We start from the raw sequence: 9,728 nt of genomic DNA, 5'->3' as shown, positions 1-9,728 counted from the left end.
CCACCCAACAGGACAGCGAGAACCCCGTGGCGCCCATCCAGTACATCGTCGAGGGCGGTCACCGGCTCTCGGGCTCGATCGAGCCGTCCGGCAACAAGAATGCCGCGCTGCCGATCATCGCGGCAGCCTTGCTCACCGAGCATCCGGTGACGCTGGAAAACGTGCCGCGGATCCGCGACACCGAGACGCTGGTCGAACTGATCCGCTCGGTCGGCGCGGCGGCGGAATGGACCGCCCGCAACACGCTTCATATTCACGCCAAGAGCATCCGCGCCGCCGATCTCGATCCTGAGCTATGCGTGCGCATCCGCGCCTCGATCCTGCTCGCGGGCCCCCTGCTCGCCCGCTGCGGCGAAGTGATGCTGCCGCCGCCGGGCGGCGACGTCATCGGCCGCCGACGGCTCGACACGCATGTGCTCGCGCTCGAGCAATTGGGAGCCAAGGTCACCGCGACCGACCGGCTCGAATTCCGCGCTTCGAAACTGACCGGCGCCGACGTGTTCCTGGACGAGCCCAGTGTGACCGCGACCGAGAACGCGCTGGTCGCAGCCGTCGCCGCCGAAGGCACCACCTATTTGCGCAACGCCGCGTCCGAGCCGCATGTGCAGGACCTCGCCAATTTCCTGGTCGCGCTCGGCGCTGAGATCGAGGGCATCGGCACCAACACCATGATCGTGCATGGCCCGGCGACGCTGGGCGCTGCGACCTACCGGATCCAGCCCGACCATATCGAGGTCGGCTCGCTGATCGGGCTCGCGGCCGTGACGCGTTCGCCGCTTCGCATCGTGCGCGCCGGCGTCGAGCATCTGCGCTCGATCCGGATGGGATTCGAGCGGCTCGGCATCGTCTGCCGCATCGAAGGCGACGATCTCATCGTGCCCTCGAACCAGACGCTGAAGATCCAAGACGATTTTGGCGGCCACGTGCCGAAGCTGGAAGACCAGCCCTGGCCGGCCTTCCCCGCCGATCTGATGTCGATCGCGATCGTCACCGCCACGCAATGCGAGGGCGTGATCCTGATGTTCGAGAAGATGTTCGAATCGCGGATGTTCTTCGTCGACAAGCTGATCGCGATGGGCGCGCGCATCGTGCTGTGCGACCCGCATCGCGCCATCATCGCCGGTCCAAGCCGGCTGCACGGCGCGACGATGACCTCACCCGACATTCGCGCCGGAATGGCCATGCTGCTCGCGGCCGTCTGCGCCGAGGGCACCTCCACGATCAACAACGCCGACCAGATCGAGCGCGGCTACGAGCGCATCGACGAACGGCTGAATGCGCTCGGCGCGAAGATCCGACGCGTGCCCGAACGGAAGGGGTGAGGCGCTTCGGCTCCCAATCCGAAAATGGTCTCGTGCCCCGGACGCAGCGCAGCACGTCAGTGATGCGCTGCTGAGCCGGGGTCCATGCGGCCAGGAGCCGTGCCCGCAACTTCTGGATCCCGGCTCGCGCTTCGCGCGTCCGGGACACGAGGGCCATGTTTTCGTCGCTCGGTGATGCTATTGGGTGATCATGCTCGACACCGTTCAGCCTCGTTCGCAGCCGCAAGCCGGCGTGCCGCCAAATCCTCTCGCCGACGAATTCGTCGCGACGCTGCGGCTGGCCGTGCCGATGATGCTGACGCAGCTCGGGCAGATCGCGATGATCACGACCGATCTCGCGCTGATCGGGCGGCTCGGCGAGAGCGCGGTCGCAGCAGCAGCGCTGGCGCATACGGTCTATTTCGTCAGCTTCACGTTCGGGCTCGGATTGATGGCGGCAGTGTCGCCGCTAGTCGCGCAGGCGTTCGGCGCCGGCGACGTCAGGCGCATCCGCCGCTCCTTGCGCGTCGGCCTGTGGGTCGCATTGCTGATCTCGCTGCCGATGATGGCCTCGCCGCTCTATGGCGAGCACATCCTGGTCGCGCTCGGTCAGGCGCCGCACTCGGCCGCGCTCGCCCAGCGCTATCTGAATGGCCTTGCCTGGGGCATCGCGCCGGCGCTCGGCTTCATCGCGCTGCGCAGCATGATGAGTGCGGTGAACCGGCCGCAGGCCCCGCTGTGGATCACGCTCGCGGCGATCCCCGTCAATGCCGCGCTGGTGTACGCCCTGATCCACGGCCTGTTCGGCCTGCCGGAGCTCGGCTTGTTCGGCGCGGGGCTTGCGACCACGCTGGTCAATCTCGGCACGTTCGTCGCCACGCTCGCCATTGCGGGACTGCGCAAGCCGTTCGCAGACTATCGTCCGCTTGCCCATCTCTGGCGGATCGACTGGCCCCTGATGCGCAAACTGATCGCGATCGGCGCCCCGATCTCGTTCTCGCTGCTGCTGGAATATGGCCTGTTCTCTTCGGCGGCGCTGCTGATGGGATTGATCTCGACCACTGCGCTCGCGGCGCATCAGATCGCGCTCCAGGTCACCGCCGTGCTGTTCATGGTCCCGCTCGGCATCGGCATGGCGGCTACCGTGCGGGTCGGTCACGCCTTCGGCCGCGGTGAGCCGCTTGCGGTGAAGCGCGCAGGTCTCGTCGCAGCCGTGATCGGGATCGCGTTCGTCTCGGCCCTGACCGTCGCGATCATCTTCGGCCGCTATCAGCTCGGACGGCTGTTCTTCGGCAGCGGCGAGGCGAGCATGGCGACCGTCGAGCTGACCGCGACGCTGCTGCTGGTCGGCGCGACCTTCTTCATCGCCGATGCGATCCAGACCATCATGGGCGGCGCACTGCGCGGCATCAATGACACCAGGATGACATTGGTATTCGCCGCGATCGGCTATTGGTGCGTGGGCTTTCCGATCGCCTGGTGGCTCGCCTTTCACGCCGATCTCGGTGCGGTCGGTGTCTGGATCGGACTGTCGATCGGATCGTTCGTCTATGCCGGACTTCTGATCTTGCGCTTCCGGATGCTGACGCGCAAACTGGCGGGATGAACGGGATCGTCCGCGAAGTCACCCCCGATGTCGACGCCGGCGCGCTGCTGGCCGGCGCGCAATTCATCGATGCCTTTCGCGTGGAGGTCGGCACAGCACCGGTGAATGCCCGCGAGGCCTGCACCAGGATGGTGTTGCACGGACCACGCTGGATCGGTGCACTGACACGCCTGCGCAACATCCTCGTGACGCCGTTCGGCCTGAAGACATCGGGCGAGGGCGCTCCGGCGCCGGGCGGCCTGATCGGCCTGTTTCCGGTGCTAAGTGAAACGCCGGAGCAGCTGGTGGCGGGCTTCGACGATTCTCATCTCGACTTCCGCATCGTGGTCGATGTGGCCGGCGAAGCGGTGCTGCGCCACGTCACCCTGACCACGCTGGTGCGGACCAACAATCTGCTGGGCCGCACCTACCTCGCGTTCATCACGCCCTTCCACAAGCTTGTGGCTCGCAGCATGATGGGGCGGCTCGCGGAGCCGGCCCGATGACGCTCTCCGTCGACCTCTTCTACTCCTTCCGCAGCCCGTTCAGCTATTTGGCGCTGCCCAAGACGCTGAAGCTCGTCGAAGACTACGATCTGGCGGTGAATTTGCGGCCGGTCTATCCGCTCGCAGTCCGTGTGCCCGGGTTTTTCAAGAAGGCCAGCCCGAACTTCATTCGCTATGTGGTGCTCGACAGCACGCGCGTGGCGCAGCACGAAGGCATTCCGTTCCGCTTTCCAAGGCCCGATCCGATCGTGCAGGACAAGGTGACATTCGATGTCGCGGCCGAGCAGCCCTACATCCACCGCCTGACCCGGCTTGGTGCCATGGCGCAGCTCGAGGGACGCTCGCTCGCATTCACCGACGCCATCGCCCGCGTGCTGTGGGACGGCTCGGTGGCGGGCTGGAACGAAGGCGATCATCTCGCGCGCGCCGCCGACAAGGCCGGCTTCGATCTCGCCGCAATGGATGCCGCAATCACCGCGGACCCGGATCGCTACGAGCAGGTGATCACGGAGAACGAGAAGGACCATGCCGCCTCCGGCCATTGGGGCGTGCCGACCTTCGTATTCGAGAACGAGCCGTTCTTCGGCCAGGACCGCATCGATTTGCTGGTCTGGCGCATGCAGGGCAAGGGCCTGAAAAGGCGGTAGCTCACTCCGCCAAGCGCGCGGGCTTGTCGGCCGCGGCCTCCGACCACTCGCCGACCACGCGATCGAGATCGCAGAGATTCTGGTGCATCTGCTCCAGCGAAAAGCCGAGCGCGAAGAAGCGCTCCGCGGTGTCGCTGGGCTGCCCCCGGATCAGGCCGTCCTGGCGCACAGCCGCGACCGCCTCGGCATAATGCTGGAGCGCGACATGCACGGGATGGATCGGCGGAGCGCCGGCGCCTTCGCGCAAGGCGGCGGCGGCCGAACGCAGGAAGCGCGCGATCACGGTCGAGACTTCCGTCAGCGGTGCGGCGAGCCGCGTCTGCACCTCGGCCGGCAACGGCACCACGGTCGAGCGGCCGATCATCACGACGTCATGGCGCAGCCGCAAGATCGTGCGCAACAACGGGCCGGTGTCCGGCCCGCTCGACAATCGCGCAGAGCGCTCGCGCTCGGCTTCGGCGCCAATGGTATTCATGCCGACCATCGCGGTGCCGATACCGTCCTGAATCCGATGCAGCGCGTCATTGTCCCGGCCGCGCGTCAGGCCCGCGAGCAATTCGGTGAAAGCCTCTGCGATCAATTCCAGCAGCTTCGCCGCGCTGGCGCGGATTTGCCGCACCGCGCGCGATGGCAGCACCAGGAACGAGACCAGCAGCCCCGTCACCGCGCCGACCGAAACTTCGCTGACGCGATCAATCGCCGAGGCCATGGGATCGGCATGATGCATCGACGGAAGCACGAGCACGATCACGGCCGTCACCGTTGCAGAGCTCAGATTCGGATAGATCGATGCGACAAAGGCAAGCGGCGCCACGGCCAGCACCAGCAGACCCAGCAGGCCCAGTTCGCCCGAATAGGGGATCAGGATCGCGATGGCGCCGCCATAGATCGCGCCGCCGATGGTGCCGAGCATGTAGTCGCGTGTCGCCTTGAGCGAGCGCCCGACGCTCATCTGGGTCACGATGATGGACGTGAGGACGGCCCAGAGCGGCAACAAGAGATGCAGCGCGGTGGCGAGCGCGTAGGCGCCGGTGGCCGCCACCGTGACCCGGATCGCCAGCCCCAATTGGGTCTTTCGCGACCAGACCCTGTCGAACAGCTCTCCTGCGAATGCCATGATCGCGTATCCCGGTCCAACCCTCGTAAGCCAGCCAAAGCATAGCTGATGCCCGCGGCCCCGAGGCCGCTTGAAAGGCCAAATCAGCCCGCCTAACTTGCGCGCCAAAACGAGGAAACACGATGGCTCACGAAACCGCAACGCTCGCCGCCTATGTCGCCAACCTGAAATTCCAGGATATTCCGGCGGAAGTGCAGGATCGGGCAAAAGTGCTGACGCTGGACTTCCTCGGCAGCGCCATCCGGGCCCGCAGCGAAGCGGAATCGACGCCCTCGATCCTGAAGATGCTGGAGGCGCTCGCGCTCGACACCAAGGGCGAATCCACCGTGTTCGGCGACAGCAAGACCTGGACGCCGGCGGTCGCGGCGCTGCTCAACGGCGCGCTCGGCCATTCCCTCGACTTCGACGACACGCATGCGGACTCCTCGCTGCATCCGAGCGCGCCGGTGGTTCCGGCCGCCTTCGCCATCGGCGAGATGGTCGGCGCGTCGGGCCGCGACGTGCTGACGGCGATCGTTGCGGGCTACGAGGTCTGCTGCCGGCTCGGCAACGCGCTCGACCCGACCTCGCATTATGCGCGCGGCTTCCATCCGACCGCCACCGCCGGCACCTATGGCGCAGCCGCGGCCGCCGGCAAGCTGTTCGGCCTCTCCGAGCAACAGCTCATCGCCGCCTTCGGCGTCGCCGGCAGCCAAGCCGCGGGCTCGCTGCAATTCCTGGTCAATGGCGCATGGAACAAGCGCTACCAGGTCGGCGCCGCCGCGATGAACGGCGTGATCGCCGCAACGCTGGCGCGCAACGATTTCGTCGGCGCGACGGAATCGGTCGAGGGCAAGCACGGCCTGCTCGCCGGCTACACCGACGATGCGCATCCCGACAAGGCGGTCGCCGAACTCGGCAGGACCTACGAGACCATGAAGATCGGCGTGAAACCGTATCCAAGCTGCCGCTATACCCACGCCGCGATCGACGCGCTGATCGCGATGCGGCGCGAGCACAATCTGACGCCCGATCAGGTCAAGCGGGTCGAGATCGGGCTGCATCGCAACGGCATCACGCTCACCGGCGACGCCGCGACCAAGCGGCACCCGACCTCGATCGTCGGCGGCCAGTTCTCGATGTTCTTCACCGGCGCGCTCGCGCTCGACCAGGGCTCGTTTGGCTGGGACGACTACACCCGTCTTGGGGACGCAGCCATCGACGCGCTCGCCGACAAGTTCGACGTGGTGCAGGACGATCGTCTCGAAATCGGCCGCACCCATCCCTTCGGCGCGCGCGTGAGTATCACGACGGACGACGGCGTGCACGAGCGGCTCTACGCCGATCCCTCGGGAGAGCCGACCTCCTTCCCCGATGCCCAGGCCATGCAGCAGAAATTCTTGACGCTGGCCCGCCCGGTGCTGAACGCGCGCGCGGAGAAATTCGCGGACGCGATCATGACGCTGGAGCGGTTCGATCACGTAGCGAAGGCGACGGAGCTGGGGAGGTAGCAGGCTCTCTCCCCACGAACGCTGCACCCTCGCCCCCTGTGGGAGAGGGTGGCTTCGCGAAAGCGAAGCCGGGTGAGAGGTTCTCTCCGCGAGTCCCACTCTCATTTGGATGCGTGGATAGATACCCCTCATCCGGCGCTTCGCGCCACCTTCTCCCCCAAGGGGAGAAGGGAGGAAGGCAGCGCACTCCTCACTATCTTCTCAATTCCCCCTCACCACCTTCCCCTTCTCGCGCGTTGCCGCAACCACATCGCGCACCAGATCGAACACACCGTCCGCTTCCGGGGGCCAGTTCGGCGAGCGGCCCATCCGCACGATCACCAAGCGTTCCGACGGAATCACGATCGTGTACTGCCCGATCGTGCCCTTGGCGAAGAAGGCATCGCGCGGCCAGCCGTGATCGATGCGGAAGGTCGCGCCAAAACTGTCGCCCTGGTTGGTCCAGAAGCCGGCGCCGATGCCGACCCAGGCATTGGGCGTCGCCGACGCCGAGTAATTCACCCATCCCTCAGGCAGGATGCGCCGGCCGCCGGCGACGCCGTCGTTGAGATAGAGCTGACCGAAGCGCGCCCAGTCACGCGCGGATGCGAGCATCTCGCTCGACCCCTTGATCGTGCCGGCGCCGTCGAGCTGGAGCGTGACATGGCGCATGCCGAGCGGCGCGAACAATTCGCGGCGCGCGAAGGCAAGCGCATCCGCGGGATTGCCGCCGGCCGCGTTGCGGATCAGATGCGCGAGCAGGATGGTGTTGCCATCGTGATAGTTCCACACGGTGCCCGGCGCGGTCGCAAGCGGCATGCTCGCGGCATAGGCTGCCATGTCGTCTTCGGTGAATTTCATGCGATTGACCGGCTCGAAGGCGGAGCCGAGCGAGGCCTGAAGCGAGCTGCCGAGCGCCAGACCCGCGGTGTGGCGCAGCAATTGATCGACGGTGATGGCGTGACGGGGATCGTCCGGATTTGTCCAGGCGGCGACCGGTGCGGGCCCGTCGAGCTTCAGTCGGCCCTGGCGCACGAGGATCCCGGTGAGAGCCGAAATCACGGACTTGGTCATGGAGAAGCCGAGCAGCGGCGTCTCCGGTCCGATGCCGTCCGCGTAGCGCTCTGCAATGATGCGGCCCGACTTCATGATGACGATCGCGCGGGTGCGGCGGTAAGGTGGCTGCGCAGGTTCGGCGAAGGCATGATCGAGCGCGGCTGACAGCTCCGGGCTTTGCGGCGACACGATTGCGGGGCCGGCAATCTCGGGCAGCAACGACGGCTGCCTGTCATCCGGCGGCAGCCTGACCTCGGCAATCTCCGCACCGTGCTCGAGCGTGCAGCCGAGTCCCTCGCGATAGACGGCATGGCTGCGGCCAATGCCGAACAACGTCACCGTGACGTCCTTGCGTGCGCGATCGACCTGATAGTCCATCGCCCAGGTGAGCAGACCGGCCCCCGGCATCGCATCGGCGGTCTCGGTCAAATTACGCCTGACATCGAGGCCCGAGACAAACGTCTCGGAACAGAGCACGTCGGCGATGAAGCCGGTGGCGACCTTGGGCACGTCATGGGCGCGAACCGCGCCGAGCGCGAGCCCCGCAAAGGCGACGGTGGCGGCGAGTAGGACGATCTTGCGGCGAGTCACGGGCTTGCTCCGGCTTGAGGCGTGTGCCGGAGACGAAGCGGCATTCGCGCGATGCCCGCTCGCCGGATTTGGAAAACGGCGCAGCCGAAAACCGCGAGACGCTCGCCGATTCTGAAATAACCGCGATATTTCAGTGCCCTAAAGCTTAGACAGCATTCACCTTGAGCCGCCGGTATTCCGTCGGCGTCACGCCGGTCACGGCCTTGAAGGCGCGGTTGAAGGGGCCGAGCGACTGGAAGCCGGAATCCATCGCGATGGTGATGACGGGGACTTCGGCCTGGGCGGGATCGGCCAGCGCGGCTTTGGCCTCCTCGATCCGGTGGTTGTTCAGGAACACATTGAAATTGCGGTAGCCAAGCCCCTGGTTGATCAGCCGGCGCAGCCGGTATTCGGGAATTTTCAGCCGGCCCGCCAGCACGCCGATGCTGATGTTCTCCTGCCGATAGATCCGTTCGTCCGCCATCAGCCGCATCAGGGCCTCGATGAGCTTTTGGTCGACAGCATCGTCGGCCGCAGGCTGGCTCGCCGTGATCGCCGGCGCAGCCTCCGCGGCAGCTGGAAACAGGTCGGCGCCATCGACGCGCATCATCGCATAGGCGATAGCCGCAACGATGCTGGCGAGCACGCCGGCGTTGACGGTGTTGGCGACGTCGCCGACGTCGCTGCCGACGACGAGGATCTGGAGCACCGCGTTCAATCCGCCATAGAGCGCGGCAGCACAGATGATGAAGACGCGAACACGGCGGCGGCGCTCGACCAGATCGGCCGACCATGAGGCGATCGTCTGCATGATCGCGAGCGCAATGAAGCCGAGCACGATCATGTTCACCGCGGTGACGGCGGACCGGACATGTCCGCCGGGTGCGATCCAGAGACAGCTGGCGAAGCTGAAGGCTGTCACCAGCCCCCAGGTCAATCCGTGCCACCGGTGCAGGCGAAACTCGTCGTCGAACAGCGCGCGCGTGAACAGCCAGAACACCACGATATTGCCGGTCGACACCGCGATCAGCGGCGCATGCCATGCCGGGACCAGCGACGATATTCCGACGGAATAGCTCGCGGCATGCGCTGCCGAGCCGAGCGCAAAGGCCGCACCGAGCCGGGCTGCCAGAACATTGCGGAAATCCGAGAGCAATGACGCTGCTAGCACCAGCAGCAGCGCGACGCTGGCAGCACGAAACGCGAGCTCGGTTGCGGCAAGGGTCATCGGGTGCTGCGATGGGTCGCGGTTGACATCAGCCGAACATCCTTCGTTGCGCCTATTTTTTCAAGGACCATCGCGCGCCGCGCACTCTGTCATCGTCCGGCTTGACCGGACGATCCAGTGTTCCGGGACGGTCATGATCGAACAGGTAGGCCGCGGCGTACTGGATCGCCCCGTCAAGCCGGGCGATGACAGAGGTGTGTGGGTGAGGGCGAGGCGCATCACGCCGCCTCCGCGGAGAGGCCGAGCCAT

General features: G+C 66.3%; 9 protein-coding genes. 5 read left to right on the top strand and 4 right to left on the bottom strand.

All coding sequences use genetic code 11. The features are described 5' to 3' along the window. The first annotated feature begins 26 nt into the window (after window positions 1–26). The 4 genes from murA to AC0L2J_RS34270 all read left to right on the top strand — a co-directional run bounded on the left by murA (window position 27) and on the right by AC0L2J_RS34270 (window position 4,039). Window positions 27–1,322: a UDP-N-acetylglucosamine 1-carboxyvinyltransferase gene (murA, locus tag AC0L2J_RS34285; RefSeq protein ID WP_473395919.1), complete on the top strand. Its 1,296-nt coding sequence runs from the start codon at window positions 27–29 to the stop codon at window positions 1,320–1,322. A 190-nt stretch (window positions 1,323–1,512) separates the two neighbouring features. Continuing rightward, window positions 1,513–2,907 (top strand): MATE family efflux transporter, encoded by a 1,395-nt coding sequence (locus AC0L2J_RS34280; RefSeq protein ID WP_473395918.1) that lies wholly within the window; start codon window positions 1,513–1,515, stop codon window positions 2,905–2,907. Further along, window positions 2,904–3,392 (top strand): DUF2867 domain-containing protein, encoded by a 489-nt coding sequence (locus AC0L2J_RS34275; protein WP_473251068.1) that lies wholly within the window; start codon window positions 2,904–2,906, stop codon window positions 3,390–3,392. The genes AC0L2J_RS34280 and AC0L2J_RS34275 overlap by 4 nt, the downstream gene beginning before the upstream one ends. Beyond that, the gene (locus AC0L2J_RS34270) at window positions 3,389–4,039 is read left to right on the top strand and encodes a 2-hydroxychromene-2-carboxylate isomerase (protein ID WP_473395917.1); all 651 of its coding nucleotides are present in this window, start codon (window positions 3,389–3,391) and stop codon (window positions 4,037–4,039) included. The genes AC0L2J_RS34275 and AC0L2J_RS34270 overlap by 4 nt, the downstream gene beginning before the upstream one ends. 1 nt (window position 4,040) lies before the next feature. Here AC0L2J_RS34270 and AC0L2J_RS34265 read toward each other — a convergent pair whose 3' ends face one another. Continuing rightward, window positions 4,041–5,156: an FUSC family protein gene (locus AC0L2J_RS34265; RefSeq protein WP_473395916.1), complete on the bottom strand. Its 1,116-nt coding sequence runs from the start codon at window positions 5,154–5,156 to the stop codon at window positions 4,041–4,043. Window positions 5,157–5,278: 122 nt separating this feature from the next. Between AC0L2J_RS34265 and AC0L2J_RS34260 the strand changes: the two genes are divergently transcribed. Next, entirely contained in the window at window positions 5,279–6,646 is a 1,368-nt protein-coding gene (locus AC0L2J_RS34260; RefSeq protein WP_473395915.1) for an MmgE/PrpD family protein, read from the top strand. A 201-nt stretch (window positions 6,647–6,847) separates the two neighbouring features. On the opposite strand, the gene AC0L2J_RS34255 is transcribed toward AC0L2J_RS34260, so the two are convergent. The 3 genes from AC0L2J_RS34255 to AC0L2J_RS34245 all read right to left on the bottom strand — a co-directional run. Next, complete coding sequence (locus tag AC0L2J_RS34255; protein WP_473395914.1) at window positions 6,848–8,272, bottom strand: serine hydrolase domain-containing protein; 1,425 nt, start codon at window positions 8,270–8,272, stop codon at window positions 6,848–6,850. Window positions 8,273–8,417: 145 nt separating this feature from the next. Next, window positions 8,418–9,479, bottom strand: a complete 1,062-nt coding sequence (locus AC0L2J_RS34250; protein ID WP_473395913.1) for an AraC family transcriptional regulator — start codon at window positions 9,477–9,479, stop codon at window positions 8,418–8,420. Between the two features lie 52 nt (window positions 9,480–9,531). Further along, window positions 9,532–9,728: hypothetical protein (locus AC0L2J_RS34245; RefSeq protein WP_473395912.1), on the bottom strand; the 197-nt coding region annotated here is incomplete at its 5' end.

The sequence above is a fragment of the Bradyrhizobium sp. MV1.5 genome (assembly GCF_055807615.1).
This window is presented reverse-complemented; position numbering and strand designations above follow the sequence as displayed.

Coding starts and splice junctions, on each gene's coding strand:
- AC0L2J_RS34280 (WP_473395918.1), top strand. CDS start 1,513: ATGCTCGACACCGTTCAGCCTCGTTCGCAGCCGCAAGCCGGCGTGCCG.
- AC0L2J_RS34275 (WP_473251068.1), top strand. CDS start 2,904: ATGAACGGGATCGTCCGCGAAGTCACCCCCGATGTCGACGCCGGCGCG.
- AC0L2J_RS34270 (WP_473395917.1), top strand. CDS start 3,389: ATGACGCTCTCCGTCGACCTCTTCTACTCCTTCCGCAGCCCGTTCAGC.
- AC0L2J_RS34265 (WP_473395916.1), bottom strand. CDS start 5,156: ATGGCATTCGCAGGAGAGCTGTTCGACAGGGTCTGGTCGCGAAAGACC.
- AC0L2J_RS34260 (WP_473395915.1), top strand. CDS start 5,279: ATGGCTCACGAAACCGCAACGCTCGCCGCCTATGTCGCCAACCTGAAA.
- AC0L2J_RS34250 (WP_473395913.1), bottom strand. CDS start 9,479: ATGACCCTTGCCGCAACCGAGCTCGCGTTTCGTGCTGCCAGCGTCGCG.